Source organism: Mesorhizobium sp. B2-5-3 (genome assembly GCF_006441005.1).
Classification (GTDB): domain Bacteria; phylum Pseudomonadota; class Alphaproteobacteria; order Rhizobiales; family Rhizobiaceae; genus Mesorhizobium.
The window spans coordinates 185,808-204,559 of sequence record NZ_VFUS01000003.1; the positions used below are offsets into that span (position 1 = coordinate 185,808).

The 18,752-nt window shown below is 63.9% G+C and carries 21 protein-coding genes; 18 read left to right on the forward strand and 3 right to left on the reverse strand.

The annotated features are described in order from the left end of the window. The first annotated feature begins 85 nt into the window (after positions 1–85). The 9 genes from FJ867_RS08270 to FJ867_RS08310 all read left to right on the forward strand — a co-directional run bounded on the left by FJ867_RS08270 (position 86) and on the right by FJ867_RS08310 (position 8,702). Complete coding sequence (locus FJ867_RS08270) at positions 86–1,726, forward strand: Na+/H+ antiporter (protein ID WP_140515693.1); 1,641 nt, start codon at positions 86–88, stop codon at positions 1,724–1,726. Between the two features lie 181 nt (positions 1,727–1,907). Further along, the gene (gene glyA / locus FJ867_RS08275) at positions 1,908–3,221 is read left to right on the forward strand and encodes a serine hydroxymethyltransferase (protein WP_140817062.1); all 1,314 of its coding nucleotides are present in this window, start codon (positions 1,908–1,910) and stop codon (positions 3,219–3,221) included. Between the two features lie 81 nt (positions 3,222–3,302). After that, a complete protein-coding gene (locus FJ867_RS08280) occupies positions 3,303–3,887 on the forward strand; it encodes a hypothetical protein (protein WP_140494043.1) in 585 nt (194 codons plus the stop codon). A 139-nt stretch (positions 3,888–4,026) separates the two neighbouring features. Beyond that, a complete protein-coding gene (gene nrdR / locus FJ867_RS08285; protein ID WP_010915593.1) occupies positions 4,027–4,506 on the forward strand; it encodes a transcriptional regulator NrdR in 480 nt (159 codons plus the stop codon). Next, positions 4,503–5,633, forward strand: coding sequence for a bifunctional diaminohydroxyphosphoribosylaminopyrimidine deaminase/5-amino-6-(5-phosphoribosylamino)uracil reductase RibD (gene ribD, locus FJ867_RS08290; RefSeq protein ID WP_181168346.1), 1,131 nt, complete (start codon positions 4,503–4,505; stop codon positions 5,631–5,633). The genes nrdR and ribD overlap by 4 nt, the downstream gene beginning before the upstream one ends. A gap of 11 nt (positions 5,634–5,644) precedes the next feature. Then, on the forward strand, positions 5,645–6,262 hold the full coding sequence (locus FJ867_RS08295) for a riboflavin synthase (RefSeq protein ID WP_140515697.1): 618 nt from the start codon (positions 5,645–5,647) through the stop codon (positions 6,260–6,262). A gap of 237 nt (positions 6,263–6,499) precedes the next feature. After that, positions 6,500–6,994: a 6,7-dimethyl-8-ribityllumazine synthase gene (ribH, locus tag FJ867_RS08300; protein WP_140494037.1), complete on the forward strand. Its 495-nt coding sequence runs from the start codon at positions 6,500–6,502 to the stop codon at positions 6,992–6,994. Continuing rightward, positions 6,991–7,491 (forward strand): transcription antitermination factor NusB, encoded by a 501-nt coding sequence (gene nusB, locus FJ867_RS08305; RefSeq protein WP_140494035.1) that lies wholly within the window; start codon positions 6,991–6,993, stop codon positions 7,489–7,491. Before ribH ends, nusB begins: the two co-directional genes overlap by 4 nt. After that, positions 7,488–8,702 carry an MFS transporter gene (locus FJ867_RS08310; protein WP_140817064.1) on the forward strand — a complete coding sequence of 405 codons (1,215 nt, stop codon included), beginning with the start codon at positions 7,488–7,490 and terminating at the stop codon, positions 8,700–8,702. Before nusB ends, FJ867_RS08310 begins: the two co-directional genes overlap by 4 nt. Positions 8,703–8,717: 15 nt before the next feature. Here the strand turns inward: FJ867_RS08310 and FJ867_RS08315 are convergent, their stop codons facing one another. Beyond that, a complete protein-coding gene (locus tag FJ867_RS08315) occupies positions 8,718–9,290 on the reverse strand; it encodes an NADPH-dependent FMN reductase (RefSeq protein ID WP_140817066.1) in 573 nt (190 codons plus the stop codon). On the opposite strand from FJ867_RS08315, the gene FJ867_RS28690 reads away from it, so the two are divergent. The 5 genes from FJ867_RS28690 to FJ867_RS08340 all read left to right on the forward strand — a co-directional run bounded on the left by FJ867_RS28690 (position 9,207) and on the right by FJ867_RS08340 (position 13,568). Next, positions 9,207–9,416 (forward strand): hypothetical protein, encoded by a 210-nt coding sequence (locus FJ867_RS28690; RefSeq protein WP_181168349.1) that lies wholly within the window; start codon positions 9,207–9,209, stop codon positions 9,414–9,416. The two genes, FJ867_RS08315 and FJ867_RS28690, sit on opposite strands and share 84 nt — an antisense overlap. Positions 9,417–9,495: 79 nt before the next feature. Next, positions 9,496–10,407, forward strand: coding sequence for an ABC transporter substrate-binding protein (locus FJ867_RS08320; RefSeq protein ID WP_140817068.1), 912 nt, complete (start codon positions 9,496–9,498; stop codon positions 10,405–10,407). 316 nt (positions 10,408–10,723) lie between these two features. Then, entirely contained in the window at positions 10,724–11,887 is a 1,164-nt protein-coding gene (locus tag FJ867_RS08330) for an ABC transporter permease (protein ID WP_140670044.1), read from the forward strand. Further along, the gene (locus tag FJ867_RS08335; protein ID WP_140670042.1) at positions 11,884–12,822 is read left to right on the forward strand and encodes an ABC transporter ATP-binding protein; all 939 of its coding nucleotides are present in this window, start codon (positions 11,884–11,886) and stop codon (positions 12,820–12,822) included. Before FJ867_RS08330 ends, FJ867_RS08335 begins: the two co-directional genes overlap by 4 nt. Continuing rightward, positions 12,819–13,568: an ABC transporter permease gene (locus tag FJ867_RS08340; protein ID WP_140494023.1), complete on the forward strand. Its 750-nt coding sequence runs from the start codon at positions 12,819–12,821 to the stop codon at positions 13,566–13,568. The genes FJ867_RS08335 and FJ867_RS08340 overlap by 4 nt, the downstream gene beginning before the upstream one ends. Before the next feature lie 25 nt (positions 13,569–13,593). On the opposite strand, the gene FJ867_RS08345 is transcribed toward FJ867_RS08340, so the two are convergent. Continuing rightward, the gene (locus FJ867_RS08345) at positions 13,594–13,935 is read right to left on the reverse strand and encodes a hypothetical protein (protein WP_224519177.1); all 342 of its coding nucleotides are present in this window, start codon (positions 13,933–13,935) and stop codon (positions 13,594–13,596) included. Between FJ867_RS08345 and FJ867_RS08350 the strand changes: the two genes are divergently transcribed. Together FJ867_RS08350 and FJ867_RS08355 are read left to right on the forward strand one after the other, a co-directional pair. Continuing rightward, positions 13,907–14,407 carry a DUF2165 domain-containing protein gene (locus FJ867_RS08350; protein ID WP_140494019.1) on the forward strand — a complete coding sequence of 167 codons (501 nt, stop codon included), beginning with the start codon at positions 13,907–13,909 and terminating at the stop codon, positions 14,405–14,407. The genes FJ867_RS08345 and FJ867_RS08350 overlap by 29 nt on opposite strands. Before the next feature lie 230 nt (positions 14,408–14,637). Next, positions 14,638–16,779: a sodium-translocating pyrophosphatase gene (locus FJ867_RS08355; protein ID WP_140521791.1), complete on the forward strand. Its 2,142-nt coding sequence runs from the start codon at positions 14,638–14,640 to the stop codon at positions 16,777–16,779. 243 nt (positions 16,780–17,022) lie between these two features. Here the strand turns inward: FJ867_RS08355 and FJ867_RS08360 are convergent, their stop codons facing one another. Next, the gene (locus FJ867_RS08360; RefSeq protein WP_140494015.1) at positions 17,023–17,538 is read right to left on the reverse strand and encodes an outer membrane protein assembly factor BamE; all 516 of its coding nucleotides are present in this window, start codon (positions 17,536–17,538) and stop codon (positions 17,023–17,025) included. A 114-nt stretch (positions 17,539–17,652) separates the two neighbouring features. Between FJ867_RS08360 and FJ867_RS08365 the strand changes: the two genes are divergently transcribed. Continuing rightward, positions 17,653–18,201, forward strand: coding sequence for a ubiquinol-cytochrome C chaperone family protein (locus tag FJ867_RS08365; protein WP_140494013.1), 549 nt, complete (start codon positions 17,653–17,655; stop codon positions 18,199–18,201). Next, positions 18,198–18,746 (forward strand): DUF177 domain-containing protein, encoded by a 549-nt coding sequence (locus tag FJ867_RS08370; protein ID WP_140515709.1) that lies wholly within the window; start codon positions 18,198–18,200, stop codon positions 18,744–18,746. The genes FJ867_RS08365 and FJ867_RS08370 overlap by 4 nt, the downstream gene beginning before the upstream one ends. The last annotated feature ends 6 nt before the right edge of the window (positions 18,747–18,752 follow it).

Here is an 18,752-nt window from a genome sequence, read left to right on the forward strand (position 1 = left end):
GACCTCCAACTCTGCGTAGGCGCGCTCCGGCTGGACGAAGCGCGGGCGATTGCGCATGGTCGGCAAAACTGCCGGAAATCGGACCATGCAAGTTGCCGTCTTCATCCTCGTAGTGCTCGTCCTGGTGGCGCTTTCCGGTGCATTGGTGCGGCTGGTGCGGCTGCCGCTGCCGGTGCTGCAGATCGCCATGGGTGCTGCGCTGGCCTGGCCGGCGCGCGGGCTGCATGTCGAGATCGATCCGGAACTGTTCCTGCTCGTATTCATTCCGCCGCTTCTGTTCGCCGATGCCTTTGCTGCGCCCAAGCGCGAGCTTGTCGCCTTGCGTGGCCCCATCCTCGACCTTGCCATCGGATTGGTCTTCTTCACCATCGTCGGATTTGGCTACGCCTTGCATTGGCTGGTGCCCAGCATCCCGCTCGTCGTCGCTTTCGCGCTCGCCGCGGTGCTGTCGCCGACTGACGCGGTGGCGGTGTCTTCCATAGTCGACAGGAACATCGTTCCGGCGCGGCTGATGCATATATTGGAAGGCGAGTCGCTGCTCAACGACGCCTCGGGCCTGGTCATGTTCCGCTTTGCCGTGGCGGCGGCATTGACCGGCAGCTTTTCCTTCGCCGCGGCCTCGCTGAGCTTTCTCTATGCCGTGGCTGCCGGCATCCTCGCCGGCATGGCGGCGCTGTTCGTTGCCGCCAAGGCGCTGCAACTGCTCAACCGCATCGGCGGCGTGCCGGCGGAGGCGCAGGTTCTGGTCATGATCCTGGTGCCTTTCGTCTCCTATCTCGGCGCCGAGCATATCGGCGCCTCGGGCATCCTGGCGGCGGTCACCGCCGGCCTGTTGACCGGAGTTTCCGGCATGTTCCGCTTTCTCGGTGTCTCGGCGCGCATGCAGACGATGTCGCTGTGGTCGACGCTGTCCTTCGTCTTCAACGGCGCGCTCTTCATCCTGCTTGGCCTGCAATTTCCCGATATCATCCGTAAGGTGCCGCCGGAGTTGTCCAGCCGGCACTGGATCATCGAGCCGGTGCTGACAGTCCTGCTGCTGACCCTTTGCCTGATCGGCCTGCGTTTCCTGTGGATATGGATCGGCGACATGGCGGGCGCCATGGCGGCGCGGCTCGGCAAGCGAAAGGCCGAGCCGTTCGGCCTGCGCGTGCGGCTCGCCGGATCGGTCGCCGGCGTGCGCGGAGCGATCACGTTGGCCGGTATCCTGTCGCTGCCGCTCACCTTGCAGGACGGCTCGCCGTTCCCGGCCCGCGACGTGGTGATCTTCCTCGCCGCCGGGGTCATCATCTGCTCGCTGGCCATCGCCAGCCTCGCGCTGCCGAAGATCGCTCGCGGGCTGGTCGAACCGGGCGAGGACCCGGCAGCGGCCGAGGAGCGCCGGGCGCGGGTCGGCGCAGCCAATGCGGCGATCGCCAGGATCGAGAGCATCGCCAATGAGGCAGGCGAGGGCGGGGCCGTCGAGGCACGGCTCGCCGTTGCCGACAGCATCGTCGCCGGCTACCGGCGCCGCATCGCCGCCTCCGACGAGGCCGACGAAGCGCGTGCCGAGGCGCGTGAGGCGAGCCGTCTGGAGCTTGAACTCAGGGCGGCCGGCATAGAAGCCGAGCGCGCCGCGCTACGCGCCATGTTTCTCAGCCGCGAGATCAATGACCATACGATGCGGGCGCTGTTTTCCGAGATCACCTTGACCGAGGCTCTTCTGAAGCAGCGGCGCGACAGGAAATAACGGTTCGCCGCTCTGCTTGCCGCAATCGGGCCAGCAAATTTCGCGCCGCAAACGTGGCGAGGCGAAAACAACTGTGTTAATGGCGCGGCGAACCCAATCCTGTCACACAAAAATGTGCAGGGGTTTGGGACAACGGCATGCGCAAGACAAAACCGACCTCCGGACCTAAGGAATTCAGGCCATGGCAACAGCAGCGGCAGCGTCGAACAAATTCGAATCCTTCTTCGAAACCACGCTGGAAGATGCCGATCCGGAAATTTTCGGCGCGATCCGCAACGAACTCGGACGCCAGCGCCACGAGATCGAACTGATCGCGTCTGAGAACATCGTCTCGCGCGCCGTGCTCGAAGCGCAGGGTTCGATCATGACCAACAAATACGCCGAGGGTTATCCGGGCAAGCGCTACTATGGCGGCTGCCAGTTCGTGGATGTCGCCGAGGAGCTGGCGATCGAGCGCGCGAAAAAACTATTCGGCTGCAACTTCGCCAATGTGCAGCCCAATTCCGGCAGCCAGATGAACCAGGCGGTGTTCCTGGCTCTCTTGCAGCCGGGGGACACCTTCATGGGCCTCGACCTCAATTCCGGCGGGCATTTGACGCACGGCTCGCCAGTCAACATGAGCGGCAAATGGTTCAAGGTCGTGTCCTACGGCGTGCGTAAGGACGACCACCTGCTCGACATGGACGCCATCGAGAAGACGGCGCATGAGACGAAGCCGAAGCTGATCCTGGCCGGCGGCACCGCCTATTCGCGCATCTGGGACTGGAAGCGCTTTCGCGAGATCGCCGATGCGGTCGGCGCCTACCTCATGGTTGATATGGCCCACATCGCCGGCCTCGTCGCCGGCGGCGTGCATCCCTCGCCGCTGCCGCATGCCGATGTGGTGACGACCACCACGCACAAGTCGCTGCGCGGCCCGCGCGGCGGCATGATCCTGTGCAACGACGAGGAGATCGCCAAGAAGATGAACTCGGCGGTGTTCCCCGGCCTGCAGGGCGGACCGCTGATGCATGTCATCGCCGCCAAGGCGGTTGCCTTCGGCGAGGCGCTGAAGCCGAGCTTCAAGCTCTATGCCGAGAGCGTCGCCGCCAACGCCAAGGCGCTGGCGTCCAGCCTACAGGAGACTGGCCTCGACATCGTGTCGGGCGGCACCGACAACCACCTGATGCTGGTCGACCTGCGCCCCAAGAATGCCACCGGCAAGCGCGCCGAGGCAGCGCTTGGGCGCGCCAACATCACTTGCAACAAGAACGGCATCCCCTTCGACCCGGAAAAGCCCTTCGTCACCTCCGGCGTGCGGCTCGGCACGCCCGCCGGCACAACGCGCGGCTTCGGCCAGGCCGAGTTCCGCGAAATAGGCAAGCTGATCGCCGAGGTGCTGGATGGCCTCAAGGCCGCCAATTCCGATGAGGGCAATGCCTCGGTCGAGGCCGCGGTCAAGGCCAAGGTCGTGGCGCTGACCGATCGATTCCCGCTCTACCCTTATCTCGGTTGACCTCGCGCCACGCGTCATCTCTTATCCGCCAGCGGCGCGCCGACCCCCGATCGGTCGACGCGCCGAACTGGAGACCAGACGATGCGTAATTTCCGTCCCGCCATCCTTGGCGCCCATGGCTTGCTGGCCGTTTCCCTGACATTGCCCGGGACTGCCCTTGCGCAGACCGCCCCTGAAGTGCCCGCCACCGCTACCTTCGGCAGATGGACAACCATCGTCGATACGCTCGACACCGGGCAGGATGCGCGCAAGACCTGCGCCGCTTCGACTGCCTTTTTCGATGCCAGCGGCAATTCGGGCACGCTGACGCTGTCGATCTCGAACGGCGACGCCATGCCGCCGGACGCCTACCCGGCCATCATGCTTATTGTCGACAACCGGAACCTGCCCACTGGCAAGAAGATCGCCGCGACTTTTGGTGATCCTGGCGTCAAGGTTTCCGCCACCGTCTATTCGAACGATGCCGTGAACGGCCGTCCCAGCTGGACGGTCGACAACCAGCCCAAGACCAGTCTCGCGCTCTTGCGAGCCATGCGCAAAGTCACCTCGCTCGATGTCGCTTTCGGCAAAGAGGCTTTCGCCAGCATTCCGATGGACGGCTTCACCAAGGCCTACCGCAACCTCGGCACATCATGCGGCTTTCCGACCAAGGACGTTGCACCCTAGCCAAGCGCGCGAAGGCGGGTGCTGGCAATCTGCCTCGCGGCTCGCTATCTCTGACGCGAAAGGGTCTGCGTGCCTTGCCATCGTGGCAAAAGGCTCTAAGCCTTTTCGCCTCACCAGATTCGTGAACCCAAGGCTCTCAATGCGCTGTCCCTATTGCCAGTCCGAAGATACGCAGGTGAAGGATTCGCGCCCCGCCGAGGATGGCGCGGCGATCCGCAGGCGTCGCGTCTGCCCCGATTGCGGCGGCCGTTTCACCACCTTCGAGCGCGTGCAGTTGCGCGACCTCGTCGTGGTCAAGAAGTCGGGGCGAAAAGTGCCTTTCGACCGCGACAAGCTCTTGCGCTCCGTCGAGATCGCGGTGCGCAAGCGCAATGTCGATCCCGAGCGCATTGATCGTGCCGTGACCGGCATCGTGCGCCAGCTGGAAAGCTCCGGCGAGACCGAAGTGGCCTCGGGCGAGGTTGGGCGGCTGGTCATGGAAGCGCTGAAGTCGCTCGACGACGTCGCCTACGTCCGCTTCGCCTCGGTCTACCGCAATTTCCGCGAGGCCAAGGATTTCCATGAGCTGCTGGGGGAATTGAAAGGCGACGAGGACAAGAGCGAAGAGGACGCTGGCTGAGCATGGCGGAACACAGCGAGGCCGGACAGGCAGCCCTTGACCGCCGTTTCATGGCAGCCGCACTCAGACTGTCGCGCAGGAATGCGGGCCGGACCTCAACCAATCCTTCCGTTGGTACACTCATCGTGCGCGACGATGGCTTGGGCCCGATGATTGTCGGCACCGGCGTCACCGCTGTCGGCGGCCGCCCGCATGCCGAGACCGAGGCGCTCGCCGAAGCGGGCGAACTGGCGCGCGGCGCCACCGCCTACGTCACGCTGGAGCCTTGCGCGCATCACGGACGCACGCCGCCTTGCGCCAACGCTCTGGTCAATGCCGGCATCGCGCGCGTCGTTGGCGCCGCCAGCGACCCCGATCCGCGCGTGTCAGGCCAAGGCTACGCGATCCTGCGCACCGCGGGCGTCGATGTTGTGGAGAATGTCCTGGCGGCGGAGGCCGCCGAGCAGATGGCCGGCTATCTCATTCGATCGCTTAGGAAACGGCCGGAAGTGACTCTCAAGCTAGCGCTTTCCAGCGACGGCAAGATCGGCATGGAAGGTGTTGGGCAGGTGTCGATCACAGGCGACATTGCGCGCCGCGAAGTCTATTTGATGCGCGCCGAGGCTGATGCCATCCTGGTCGGCATTGGCACGGCGCTGGAAGACGACCCGGCGCTGACGGTGCGTCTGCCGGGATTGGAGAACCGGTCGCCGGCGCGCATTGTGCTCGACAGGCAGATCAGGCTGCCTGAGACTTCGAAACTGGTGTCCGGTGTCGACCGGGTGCCGCTCTACGTCGCGGCTTGCCTGGAAGCCGATCCTCTGCGGCGGGCAACGCTCGAACGCGCCGGCGTGCGTTTCATCGGCACCGAGACGCATGAAGGCGGCGTGGCGCTGCCGGAACTGCTCGAGGATCTTGCCGCGCTCGGTATGGCCAGCGTGCTGGTCGAAGGTGGAGCCAGGGTGGCCAGCGCCTTCCTGTCGGAAGGCCTGGTTGACCGCATCGTGCTGTTCCGAGGACCGGAGGCGATTGGCAAGGGGGGCATTGCATCGCCCATCGATGCCAACCATGTCCCGGCGGGATTTCGCAAACTGCGCGAGATGCGGTTCGGCGAGGACAGCTACGCCGAGTGGATAAGAGACTTTTAGGATCAACACCGATGTTTACCGGCATTGTTACCGACATAGGCACCGTCGCGGCCGTCAAGCCGCTGCGGGAAGGCGTGGGATTGCGTATCGACACCGCCTATGATCCCGAAACCATCGCCATCGGCGCCTCGATATCATGCGGCGGCGTTTGCCTTACCGTGACGGCCTTGCCCGACAGCGGCTCGAACGCGCGCTGGTTCGAAGTCGAGGCCTGGGAGGAGGCGCTCCGGCTGACGACGGCGATGGGCTGGAAATCGGGCACGCGGATCAATCTGGAGCGGGCGTTGAAGATCGGCGACGAGCTTGGCGGCCACATCGTGTCGGGCCATGTCGACGGTACGGCCGAGATCGTCGAGCGCAAGGATGAAGGCGACGCCGTTCGCTTCACGCTGGAAGCGCCGCGCGGGCTGGCGAAGTTCATCGCGCCGAAAGGCTCCGTCGCGCTCGACGGTACCTCGCTCACCGTCAACAAGGTGGAAGGCACCCGCTTCGACGTGCTTCTGATCCACCATTCGCTGACCGTCACCACCTGGGGTGAGCGCCAGGTCGGCGACCGCGTCAATCTCGAGATAGACACCATGGCCCGCTATGCGGCCCGCCTGGCGGAAGCGGCGAAAGAGGGGCTTTGAGCATCGCCGAGCTGTTCATGAGGAACTAGCGGTGATGGAAAACAGGAATTCCAAAGTGCAAGCGCGGCTGGGGTGGCCGATGTAGATGCTGGCCGAGTAGTGGCCCACGCCATTGTTGCCTGGGCTCAAAGCCTCGCTACAGACTGTCCGATCTCGGTACCCCGTCCCAATGAGGCAATCTTGTGCTTGCGATCAATCCGGCTTCGGCCTAAGTCACCGGCGATCCCGGAGACATTTATGGCTGGCACATCCCAACACGGCAAAGCGTTCATTCGCCCGAAGAAGAAGGCCCACCTTCTCGTTATCGAGGCACGCTTCCACGACGATCTTGCCGACGCGCTGCTCGAAGGCGCGACGAGCGCGCTTGACGAAGCGGGTGCGACCTACGACGTCGTCACCGTTCCAGGTTCGCTCGAAATTCCCGCCGTCATTACCTTCGCGCTGGACGGCGCGGCGGAAGGCGGCATGAACTATGACGGCTTCGTCGCGCTTGGCACCGTCGTCCGCGGGGACACCTATCACTTCGATATCGTCGCCAATGAATCCAGCCGCGCACTGATGGACCTGTCCGTGCAGGACTCGGTCTGTATCGGCAACGGCATCCTGACCACGGAAAACGACGCGCAGGCCTGGACGCGAGCCAAGCGTTCGGAGGGCGACAAGGGTGGCTTTGCCGCGCGCGCGGCGCTGACCATGATCGCGCTCAAGGAACGACTGGGAGCGCGATCGTGAGCGACCCCGCTTCGCCCGGACAGCCCACGGTGCGACACGCCAACAAGCGCGGCGCGGCGCGGCTTGCCGCCGTGCAGGCCCTCTATCAGATGGATGTCGCCGGCAGCGGCGTCTTCGAGATCACTGCCGAATACGAAGCGTTTCGCCTTGGCAAGGAAGTCGATGGCGCGCTTTACCGCGAGGCGGATGCCCAATGGTTCCGCGCCATCCTCACCGGTGTCGTCGAGGACCAGAAAACCATCGATCCGGTTATCCGCCAGGCGCTGACCGATGACTGGCCGCTGTCGCGCCTCGATTCGACACTGCGCGCAATCCTGCGCGCCGGTGTCTACGAACTGATGAAGCGCGAAGACGTGCCGGTGGCGGTGATCGTTTCCGAATACGTCGATATCGCCAAGGCTTTCTACGAGGAAGACGAGCCGAAGCTGGTCAACGCCGTGCTCGATCGCGTCTCCCGTCGGGTGCGTGGCGAGGGACGCGGCAAGGACGCTTCATGACGGCGGTCGCCATCGAGGCGGCCAGGGAGGCGCGGCGCACCGCGTTGATCCTCGCCGCCTCGCAGGCGATCATCGGTTCGGCAGCGCCCATCGCCATCTCCATGGGCGCGCTTGCCGGTCAATATCTGCTCGGCCCGGACAAGTCGCTGGCGACGGCGCCGATCACCGGCTTCAATCTCGGCGTGGCACTCGGTGCGCTGCCGGCGGCGGCCATCATCCGCGCCATGGGCCAGCGCGGCGGCTTCGTGACCGGTACGATCGTCACCGCGCTTGGCGGTCTGGTCGCGACGCTGGCACTCTTCCATGGCAGTTTTTGGCTGTTTGCCTTCGGCCTGACGGTGATCGGTGTCGGTGGCGCCTTCGTCCAGCAGTTCCGCTTTGCCGCCGCCGACAATGCGCCGCCGCAGTTCAAGGCGCGCGCCATCTCCTTCGTGCTGGCGGGCGGCATCATCACCGCCATTCTCGGACCGCAGATTGTCATCTTCACCCGCGAGTTGTTCGCACCGGTGATGTTTGCCGGTTCGTTCGCATCCATCCTGGTGCTAGCCGCCGTCGGCGCGGCGATCCTGTCATTGCTGCGCCTGCCGGCGAGGGCCGCCGCCGGCGGAACGGAAATTGCCGGCAGCGATGCCCGGCCCTTGGCCGAGATCGTCACGCAGCCGCGTTTCGTCGCGGCACTCTTCTGCGCGGTCGGCAGCTATGCCCTGATGAGCTTCGTCATGACCGGCGCGCCGCTCGCCATGGTCGGCTGCGGCCTGTCGGAGGACGATGCGACGCTCGGCATTTCGTGGCATGTCATGGCAATGTTCGGGCCGAGCTTCTTCACCGGATCGCTGATTCATCGCTTCGGTGCTGAACGCATTGTCGCGGTCGGCCTCCTGCTGCTGATCGGCTGTGCGGTCGTCGCGCTGTCCGGCTTGGCGCTATGGCAATTCTGGACGGCGCTGATCCTGCTCGGCCTCGGCTGGAATTTCGGCTTCATCGGCGCCACGGCCATGGTCGCGGCCAGCTACCGGCCTTCCGAAAAGGGCAAGGTGCAGGGGTTCCACGACTTCGTCCTGTTCGGCTCCGTGGCCTGCGCCTCGCTGATGTCGGGCATGGTCTACAATGCCTGGGGCTGGACCATGCTGAACTGGATGATCTTTCCCGTCACCGTGCTGTGCTTCGTCGCGCTCGGCGCGCTGAGGATGGCGAGCTTGCGTCTGGCTTGACGCCCCAATTTGAATTTATGCGTCCGGCGGCAGAACCTGAAGCACTCGCGCTATGAACATGTGAAACTCAGCCATGTAGTTGCGCAGGAACTCCTCAGTGGATTCGACCGTCACCTCGCCGTCGTCGGTGATCAGCCCCGGCGTGAACTGTATGTAGGCTTCAGGCGCATTCATCTGGGGCGAATTGCAGAAACTCAGAACGCTTCGAAGGCTTTGTTGGGCGACGGCGGTCGCGATGGCGCCCGGCGATGTTCCGATGACAGCCGACGGTTTGCGCGCGAACGAATTCTTGCCATAGGGCCGACTGGCCCAGTCGATTGCGTTCTTCAATCCACCAGGGATCGAGCGGTTGTACTCCGGGGTGACGAACAATACGGCCTGGACGGAGGCGATCGCCTTTTTGAAATCCCGGGCTGCCGGTGGGAAGTCGGCGTCATAGTCGTAGCTGTACAGTGGCAGATCCTTGAAGGCGATTTCGGTCATGTCGAGTTCGGGAGGGGCAAGTTGAACGAGGGCCTTCGCGAGCTTGCGGTTGATGGATTCCCGGGCAAGACTGCCGATGAGGTAACCGACTTTGTGTATGGCCATGACACGCTCTCCGTGTTTGCCACCCGCACCCTCACCGCATTATCCGCCAGATGGCAGCAGATCGCCAGCGTCGCGTCGCAATTGGCCTTCCGAACAAAAATATTGCGTCTGTACCACTTGTTATGAAACCGTGTGCCCCGACGAGACGTTGGAGCCGTGCTCATATGCGGCACCGAATTCCGGTTCACAGCAAGGGATTTTCACAATGTTTTCAATCAAGCTTCTGGCTGGCGCGGCGCTCGCGCTCGGTATTGCGATAGCATCGGCGAATGCTCAGGTGGTTGTTTCCTCAAAGATCGACACCGAGGGCGGCGTGCTAGGCAATATCATCCAGCTCGTCCTCAACGCCAACAACATCAAGACCACTGACCGCATCCAGCTCGGCGGCACGCCGGTGGTGCGCAAGGCGATCACCGCCGGCGAGATCGACATCTATCCCGAATACACCGGCAATGCCGCCTTCTTCTTCGAGAAGACCGACGACCCGGTCTGGAAGGACGCCGCCAAGGCCTATGAGACGGCCAAGAAGCTCGATTACGACGCCAACAAGATCGTCTGGCTGTCGCCGTCGCCGGCCAACAACACCTGGGCGATCGCACTGCGCAAGGAGGTGGCCGAAACCAATAAGCTCGCCACCCTGTCCGACTTCGGCAAATATGTCGCCGGCGGCGGCAAGGTGGTGCTCGCGGCCTCGGCCGAGTTCGTCAATTCAGCCGCGGCCCTGCCGGCGTTCCAGACCACCTACGGCTTCACGTTGAAGCCTGACCAGTTGATCACGCTCTCCGGCGGCGACACGGCCGCGACCATCGCGGCGGCAGCCAACCAGACCAATGGCGCCAACGCCGCCATGGTCTACGGCACTGACGGCGGCATCGCGCCCTCCGGGCTGGTCGTGCTCGACGACGACAAGGGCGTGCAGCCGGTCTACCAGCCGGCGCCGATCATCCGCGAGGCGGTGCTGAAGGAGCATCCCGAGATCGAGACGTTGTTGAAGCCGGTCTTCGCCAAGCTCGACCTCATCACGCTGCAGGAACTCAACGGCCGCGTCCAGGTCGGCGGTGAGCCGGTCAAGGGTGTGGCGGAAGACTTTTTGAAAAAGAACGGGTTCTTGAAGTAGACAGCGCTTAGCTGACCGTGATGCTGGTGCGAGGCGCCCCCCTCTGGAAGCTGCCGATCTCCCCCCTTGCGGGGGAGATGTCCGGCAGGACAGAGGGGGGTGCTGTCCCGCCGACCTCTCAACTCGTCACAGCTGCGCGCTCGGACAGGACCGTTTTCGAACAAGCCGACGCTCGAAAGTTGGCGATCCTTCACACCCCCCTCTGGCCTGCCGGCCATCTCCCCCGCAAGGGGGGAGATCGGAAATCGCGTCGGCTTTCGCCAGTCGCCAGCCAACTGTGTACCTCGTGGCAGATTTCCCTCTTTGAGGGGCGGCCATGACCCTCCGCTTCGACAAGCTCGGCGTGGTCATCGCTGCGATCGCTGCCTATGCGGCTTTCGTAGCACCCTTCGCCACGTTCCGCGCCAATCGCATCGTGCCCGGCCAGGCGCGCTCGATCGTAGAGGCACTTCCGGCAATGGCCGGCCCGCTGCTTTTGGCCATCGTTGTCGCAGCCGCGCTTGTCGCGCTGCTGAAAACGCCGCTCGTCCTGCGCCTTGCCGCCAGCGTGATCACGCTGGCGGCTCTCGCGCTGTTGATCGGCGTCACCGGGACATTCCTGACCCCGGCAGGCAATACCTTCGCGCGCGTTTCGCCGGCCTCCGGGTTTTGGCTGCTGATCTTTGCCTTTACCCTCCTGCTGGCCGACGTGCTGACGAGAATGAACCTGTCTCCCTGGTCACGTGTCGGCGTGCTTGTCGTTGCCGCGCTCGCCATCGGGCTGCTGCTGATATCGGGATCCTGGGACAGCCTTTCGATCCTCAAGGAATATTTCAACCGTGCCGACAGTTTCTGGGCCGAGGGCGCCAAACATGTCACGCTGGCGCTCGGTTCGCTGGCGGCGGCGGTGATACTGGGCCTGCCGCTCGGCATCCTGTGCCATCGCGTCGAGCGCCTGCGCGCCGGCGTGCTCAACGTGCTCAACATCGTCCAGACCATTCCCTCGATCGCGCTGTTCGGCCTGCTGATCGCGCCGCTCGGCTGGGTGGCGGCGCATGTGCCGGGAGCGGCCGCGCTCGGTATCCGCGGCATCGGAACGGCACCTGCGTTCGTGGCGCTGTTCCTCTATTCGCTGCTGCCGGTCGTCGCCAATACCGTGGTCGGCCTTGCCGGTGTGCCGCGCGGCGCCAATGACGCGGCGCGCGGCATGGGCATGACCGATCGCCAACGCCTGTTCGGCGTCGAGTTTCCGCTGGCCTTCCCGGTGATCCTCACCGGCATCCGCATCGTGCTTGTGCAGAACATCGGCCTCGCCACCATCGCTGCCCTGATCGGCGGCGGCGGCTTCGGCGTGTTCGTGTTCCAGGGCGTCGGCCAGACCGCGATGGACCTGGTGCTGCTTGGCGCCGTGCCGACGGTCGCGCTCGCCTTCGCTGCTGCCATCATTCTCGACGCGGTGATCGAAATGACCTCAACCAAGCGCAGGGCGGACCCCGCATGATCGAGATCGAAGGCATTACCAAGCGCTACGATGCGATCACGGTGGTCGATGAAGTCTCGATGATCATAGAGCCCCGCACGCTTTGCGTCATCGTCGGCACCTCGGGCTCCGGCAAGACGACGCTGCTTCGCATGATCAACCGGCTGGTCGAGCCGACTTCCGGCGTCATCAAGCTCGACGGCGCCGACAACCGCTCGGTGCCCGGCTACGAGCTGCGGCGCAGCATCGGCTACGCCATCCAGGGCCACGGCCTGTTCCCGCACCGAACGGTGGCGCAGAACATCGCCACCGTGCCGGTGCTGCTTGGCTGGGCCAAGGATCGCATCAAGGCCCGCGTCGACGAACTGATGACGCTCTACCAGCTCGACCCGCAGGCCTACGGGCCGCGCTATCCGCACGAGCTCTCCGGCGGCCAGCAACAGCGCGTCGGCGTCGCGCGCGCGCTCGCGGCCGAACCCAACGTGCTGTTGATGGACGAGCCGTTCGGCGCGCTTGACCCGATCATCCGCACCAAGGCGCAGGAAGATCTGCTTGCGATCCAGAGGCGCTTCGGCACCACCATCATTCTCGTCACCCACGACATGGAAGAGGCCGTGCATATGGGCGACAAGATCGCCGTCATGGATGCCGGCAAGCTGGTACAATATGCCAGGCCGGCGGAGATACTGGCGAGGCCGGCCAGCGGCTTCGTCGAGACCCTGGTCGGCGCCAGCGAAAAACCGTTCCGGCTGCTGTCGCTCGGCCGCGTGCGCGACGCAGTCGAAAAGGGCGCGGCGGAAGGTGAGGCAATCCCCGGCGACGCCAGCCAGCGCGACGCGCTGGCCGAACTTCTCTGGTCCGGCCGTCCGGCGCTGCCGGTCAAGGATGCCGACGGCAAGCCGCTCGGCCGGGTTACCGTCGACGGCTTGGTGAAGCGTGCGGCGAGGCCGGCATGAAAGCCTGGCTGCCGTTGCTGCTCAGGCTTGCGCTGGTGGTGCTGCTGGTCGCTTTCGTCACCAGTCCCGGCTGGTTCGAGCCGCTGCTCAAGCCGCTGACCGAGAACGGCGCGCCGGTGATCTACAATCAGGGCAGCCTGCTGACGCTGATGCTGCTGCACCTGCGCACCGTGCTGATCGCCACGCTCGCCGCCACCATCGTGGCGGTCGCGCTCGCCATCCTGGTCACCAGACCTGCCGGCGCCGAATTCCTGCCGCTGTCACGCAGCCTGGTCAATATCGGCCAGACTTTCCCGCCGGTGGCGGTGCTGGCGCTTGCCGTGCCGGCGGTCGGGTTCGGCGAGAAGCCGACGCTGATCGCATTGTTCCTCTATGGTCTGCTGCCGATCTTCGAGAACGCGCTGACCGGCCTGACGACGTTGCCCGGCAATGTCATGGAAGCGGCGCGCGGTGCCGGCATGACCGGTTGGCAAAGGCTGCTAAAGGTCGAATTGCCGCTCAGCGCGCCGGTCATCCTCGGCGGCATAAGGCTGTCGGTGGTTATCAGCCTGGCCACCGCCACCATTGGCTCGACGGTTGCAGCGAAGACATTGGGCGAGGTGATCATTGCCGGGCTCTTGTCCAACAATCTCGCTTTCATCTTGCAGGGCGGCCTGATCGTCGCCGCCTTGGCCGTGCTGATCTATGATGGATTGTCGGCGGTCGAACGCTATGCCGCGCGGCGCATGGGGCGCCAGGCCGAGTAGGCTTCTGTCCCGGTGCTCCGATCTTTCAACGTCCACTTGAACGGGCAGGGTGGTCGAGCGTCAGTTCGAGTTCGATGCCTTGCTCTTTGCAGATCCAGCGGCGGCAGATGACGGCAAAGTCGTGTTGTGTGCCGGCTTTCACGAGCGAGACAAGATCACCCACGGCGCAATCGCTGCCGAGCTGGAGCGCCTCGATGGGTTCGGCGATGACTTGCTTGCCGGCATAATGTCTTGCGCTGGCCGTGAGCGTAATCAACACCCGCCTGCCAGTTGCGCGATCTTCGGGACTCGGCGATTGATTGGGCCGATGCCCCGATCCTTCAGCAGGAGTTCTTGCCATGACCTTGCGCTTCTCCAAGATCGTCATGTGTCTCTGTCTGGCGGCTTTCGCCTTTCTTGTCGCTTTCGGCAACGTCACCGATTACGGCTCAAACTTCGCCTTTGTCCAGCACGTGCTGAGCATGGACACGACCTTTCCCGGCAACGCGCTGATGTATCGCTCGATCACCAACCCCTCGCTATGGACGACGGGCTACTGGCTCATCATCGCCGGCGAGGCGCTGACCTGTCTGCTCTACCTGATCGCGGCCTGGAACCTGTGGCAAGCGCGCAATGCCAGCGGAGAGGTTTTCAACGATGCCAAGAAATTCGCCGTTATCGCCGCGACGATGGGATTCCTGATCTGGTATCTTGGATTTATGGTGGTGGGCGGCGAGTGGTTCGCCATGTGGCAATCGAGCATCTGGAACGGCCAGCAGAAGGCATTCATGTTCTACATGACCATGCTGGCGGTGCTGATCTTCGTCATCCAGCCAGACGGTGATCTGCGCCAAACCTGAGTGCTGATCCGTGATTTCAATCGATATAAAGCAGCAGCGGCATGGCGACACCTGCCGCCGTCTGGCTCTTTTGGGCGAAAGCCGGGCAAAAACCGAACAATATCTTGACGTTCGCGGCCCTGTTTCGCATACACCGCTGCGAAGAGGGGGATTCCGCGCACGGGATTCCGTCTTTGTCTCAACGGCCCAGGGAGGGGTTCTTTTGGGCCAGCAATCGAGGAAAACCCGGCATGACCATAATTTCCGCCGTCATCGCCTGCGGCCTGCTTTCTGTCCTTTACGCCATCTGGGCGACACGTTCGGTCCTCGCGTCGGACCAGGGCAATGCACGCATGCAGGAAATCTCCGCCGCCATCCGTGAGGGCGCGCAAGCCTATCTGGCGCGCCAGTACACCACCATCGCCATCGTCGGCGTGGTCGTGCTGCTGCTCGCCTGGTGGCTGCTGTCCATCACCGCCGCGATCGGCTTCCTGATCGGGGCCGTGCTTTCGGGCGCGGCCGGCTTCATCGGCATGCATGTTTCGGTGCGGGCCAATGTTCGCACGGCACAGGCCGCTTCCAACAGCCTTGCCGCCGGCCTCGACATCGCATTCAAGTCGGGCGCCATCACCGGCATGCTTGTTGCCGGCCTTGCCCTGCTTGGCGTGTCGATCTACTACCTGATCCTCACCCATTTCATGGGGCTTCAGCCCAATGACCGTATCGTCATCGACTCGCTGGTTTCGCTCGGCTTCGGCGCCTCGCTGATCTCGATCTTCGCCCGTCTCGGCGGCGGCATCTTCACCAAGGGTGCCGATGTCGGCGGCGATCTGGTCGGCAAGGTCGAAGCTGGTATTCCCGAGGATGATCCGCGCAACCCCGCCACCATTGCCGACAATGTCGGCGACAATGTCGGCGACTGCGCCGGTATGGCGGCCGACCTGTTCGAGACCTATGCGGTGACAGTCGTCGCCACCATGGTGCTGGGCGCCATCTTCTTTGGCGGCACCGCGGTTCTGAGTGCCGCGATGCTCTATCCGCTCGCTATCTGCGGCGCCTGCATCCTGACCTCGATCGTCGGTACTTTCTTCGTCAAGCTCGGCTCCAACGGTTCGATCATGGGCGCGCTCTACAAGGGGCTGATCGTCACTGGCCTGTTGTCCATCGTGGGCTTGGGCGTCGCCACCTCGGCCACGCTTGGCTGGGGCGAGGTCGGCACTGTCGCCGGCATGGTCATCACCGGCAAGAACCTGTTCATCTGCGGCCTGATCGGCCTCGTGGTGACCGGTCTCATCGTCGTGATCACCGAGTACTACACCGGCACCAACAAGCGTCCGGTCAACTCGATCGCCCAGGCGTCGGTGACCGGGCACGGCACCAACGTCATCCAGGGCCTTGCGGTCTCTCTGGAATCGACGGCACTGCCGGCCATCGTCATCGTCGGCGGCATCATCTCGACCTATCAGCTCGCCGGCCTTTACGGCACGGCGATCGCCGTCACCACCATGCTCGGCCTTGCCGGCATGATCGTCGCGCTCGATGCCTTTGGCCCGGTCACCGACAATGCCGGCGGCATCGCCGAAATGGCCGGCCTGCCCAAGGAAGTGCGCCACTCCACCGACGCGCTCGACGCGGTCGGCAACACCACCAAGGCGGTGACCAAGGGCTATGCCATCGGTTCGGCGGGCCTCGGCGCACTGGTGCTGTTCGCGGCCTATTCGAACGACCTGAAATTCTTTGCCGCCAATGGCGACAAATATCCCTACTTCCAGGGCATGGGCGAGGTCTCCTTCGATCTTTCCAACCCCTACGTCGTCGCCGGCCTGATCTTCGGCGGCTTGATCCCGTATCTGTTCGGTGGCATCGCCATGACGGCCGTCGGCCGCGCGGCGGGCGCCATCGTCGAGGAGGTGCGCAAGCAGTTCCGTGACGACCCGGGCATCATGGCCGGCACGTCCAAGCCGAACTATGCGCGCGCGGTAGATCTTCTGACCAAGGCGGCGATCCGGGAAATGATCATCCCGTCGCTGCTGCCGGTGTTGGCGCCGCTCGTCGTCTATTTCGGCGTGCTGCTGATCTCGGGCTCGAAAGCGTCGGCCTTTGCGGCTCTCGGCGCCTCTCTGCTCGGCGTCATCGTCAACGGCTTGTTCGTCGCCATCTCGATGACTTCGGGCGGCGGCGCCTGGGACAACGCCAAGAAGTCGTTCGAGGACGGATTCACCGACAAGGACGGCATCAAGCACCTGAAGGGTTCCGAGGCGCACAAGGCCTCGGTGACCGGCGATACGGTCGGCGATCCCTACAAGGACACGGCCGGCCCGGCGGTCAACCCGGCGATCAAGATCACCAATATCGTGGCGCTCCTGCTGCTGGCGGTGCTGGCGCACGGCTGAGCGGCAAAGCTCGACATTGAAAACCCGCGGGGAGCAATCCCCGCGGGTTTTTATTTGACGGCGGTTTTGGAACGCGGAAAACGAATTTCAACGGCTGCGTCCGCGTCCTGCCGTCGCTGTCTGCCCATCGCCCACGAGCCGGCCTCTCCCGCCCCATGATAACAAAAACCCGTGGGATCGCTCCCACGGGTTTTTGGTCGCCTGAGATGGTGCTGCCATCCCCAAGGGGAGGCGGGTCTGAGATCAGGGAGTGCCGCCGCCGGGAATGCCGGGCGCCAGCTTGCTGGCGCCGTTGATGATCTGGCTGAGGAAGTTCTGGTCCTTGCCGCCAGTCGGCGTGGTGCGCGAGATGAAGTCGAAGATCTTGCCGTCCTTCAGACCGTAATTGGCGATCTGGGTGACCCGCCCATCGGCCCCGAAATAAACCGCCAGCACATGCTGATCGATCAGCCGGGGCTTGTCGAAGGCGACATAGCGCTTGCGAGTCTGCGAGATGTAGTAAAAGGCTTCATTGTCGAAGGTCGCCGTCGTCGAGGGCGTGCCGAGCGCGAGCAGCACCTGCTCGCGGCTTGAGCCGACCGGCACCGAATCGATCGCCTGCTGATCGATGACATACCCCTGCGTCAGCGTTTCGCTGGGGTTCAGATCACCGATCATCTTGGAACTGTTGCAGGCCGAAAGCGCCGCAATGATGGCCAGCAGCGAGATCGCGCCAGCGGGCCTGGAAGAGAAGGTCGACTTGAAATTCAGCGCGCGCAACAACAATTCTCCATTATATCGCCGCAACTTGCGCTGGGCCGCAAAACCGGTAAACCAGCTTGCTTGCCGATGCAACAAGGCCAATTCAACAAACGGTCCCCGGAGACCATCCCCATGTTCCAGCGCCTTTTTGGTCGCGAACGCCACGCCAACCGCGCCATCACCGACGCGCTTTACGCACAAATCGTGGCGGCCGCGCGGCAGACCGTATTTTATTCCCACTGGAATGTGCCGGACACGCCGCTTGGGCGTTTCGAAATGCTGTCGCTGCACATGTTCCTGGTCCAGCACCGGCTGCGTGGGGAAGACGGCGTGGCGCAGGAGATCGCGCAGGTGCTGATCGACGAGTTTTTCCTCGACGTCGACCATTCGCTGCGGGAACTCGGCATTGGCGATGTCGGAGTGCCCAAGCGCATGAAAAAGCTGGCGAAGATGTTTTATGGCCGCACCGCCGCCTATGACGACGCATTGGAGCGCAATGATCATGATGGGCTCACCGCCGCCCTTGCACGCAATGTCCGGCCCGACGCCGCGGCCTGGGCGGAAGCGTCACGACTGTCCGACTATGTCGCCGATGCCCGCAATCGGCTGGCCACGCAGCCGTGCCGGGCGATCGTCTCCGGTACGGTGACCTTTCCGCTCGCCCAGGAGGCAGATCGATGAAGCACGCCGATCCGCAGAGTCCGGTATCGTTTTTTGCCAACGTCGCCCGCCTGCCGCAGAAGGGCTTGCCGGTGGTCATCGAGGCCGATGCCACCCAGCGCGCGACACTCGCCGAAGAGCACAGCTTGCTCTCGGTCGAAGCCTACCGTGCTGAATTCCTGGTGACGCCGTGGAAACGCAATGGCGTGAAGGTCAGCGGCCGGGTCGAGGCCGACATCACCCAGGCCTGTATCGTCACGCTCGATCCGGTTGGGGCGCATATCGATGAATCATTCGAGGCTCTGTTCCTGCCCGAGGATTCCAAGCTTGGACGACAGGGATTCGAAGGCGGCGGCGAGATCCTGCTCGACGCGGATGGACCTGACAGTCCCGAAACATTTTCAGGCGACACGATCGATGTCGGGGCACTCGCCGAGCAGTTCTTCGGACTGGCCATCGATCCTTATCCGCGCAAGCCGGGTGCGTCGCTTGATGCCGGCCGCGAGGCCGAACCGGTGGAGAATGAATTTCAGCAGAAACTGCGGTCGCTGTTGGGAAAATCCTGAAAACCT

Coding starts and splice junctions, on each gene's coding strand:
- FJ867_RS08270 (WP_140515693.1), top strand. CDS start 86: ATGCAAGTTGCCGTCTTCATCCTCGTAGTGCTCGTCCTGGTGGCGCTT.
- glyA (WP_140817062.1), top strand. CDS start 1,908: ATGGCAACAGCAGCGGCAGCGTCGAACAAATTCGAATCCTTCTTCGAA.
- FJ867_RS08280 (WP_140494043.1), top strand. CDS start 3,303: ATGCGTAATTTCCGTCCCGCCATCCTTGGCGCCCATGGCTTGCTGGCC.
- nrdR (WP_010915593.1), top strand. CDS start 4,027: ATGCGCTGTCCCTATTGCCAGTCCGAAGATACGCAGGTGAAGGATTCG.
- FJ867_RS08295 (WP_140515697.1), top strand. CDS start 5,645: ATGTTTACCGGCATTGTTACCGACATAGGCACCGTCGCGGCCGTCAAG.
- ribH (WP_140494037.1), top strand. CDS start 6,500: ATGGCTGGCACATCCCAACACGGCAAAGCGTTCATTCGCCCGAAGAAG.
- FJ867_RS08310 (WP_140817064.1), top strand. CDS start 7,488: ATGACGGCGGTCGCCATCGAGGCGGCCAGGGAGGCGCGGCGCACCGCG.
- FJ867_RS08315 (WP_140817066.1), bottom strand. CDS start 9,290: ATGGCCATACACAAAGTCGGTTACCTCATCGGCAGTCTTGCCCGGGAA.
- FJ867_RS08320 (WP_140817068.1), top strand. CDS start 9,496: ATGTTTTCAATCAAGCTTCTGGCTGGCGCGGCGCTCGCGCTCGGTATT.
- FJ867_RS08330 (WP_140670044.1), top strand. CDS start 10,724: ATGACCCTCCGCTTCGACAAGCTCGGCGTGGTCATCGCTGCGATCGCT.
- FJ867_RS08335 (WP_140670042.1), top strand. CDS start 11,884: ATGATCGAGATCGAAGGCATTACCAAGCGCTACGATGCGATCACGGTG.
- FJ867_RS08340 (WP_140494023.1), top strand. CDS start 12,819: ATGAAAGCCTGGCTGCCGTTGCTGCTCAGGCTTGCGCTGGTGGTGCTG.
- FJ867_RS08350 (WP_140494019.1), top strand. CDS start 13,907: ATGACCTTGCGCTTCTCCAAGATCGTCATGTGTCTCTGTCTGGCGGCT.
- FJ867_RS08345 (WP_224519177.1), bottom strand. CDS start 13,935: ATGACGATCTTGGAGAAGCGCAAGGTCATGGCAAGAACTCCTGCTGAA.
- FJ867_RS08355 (WP_140521791.1), top strand. CDS start 14,638: ATGACCATAATTTCCGCCGTCATCGCCTGCGGCCTGCTTTCTGTCCTT.
- FJ867_RS08365 (WP_140494013.1), top strand. CDS start 17,653: ATGTTCCAGCGCCTTTTTGGTCGCGAACGCCACGCCAACCGCGCCATC.
- FJ867_RS08370 (WP_140515709.1), top strand. CDS start 18,198: ATGAAGCACGCCGATCCGCAGAGTCCGGTATCGTTTTTTGCCAACGTC.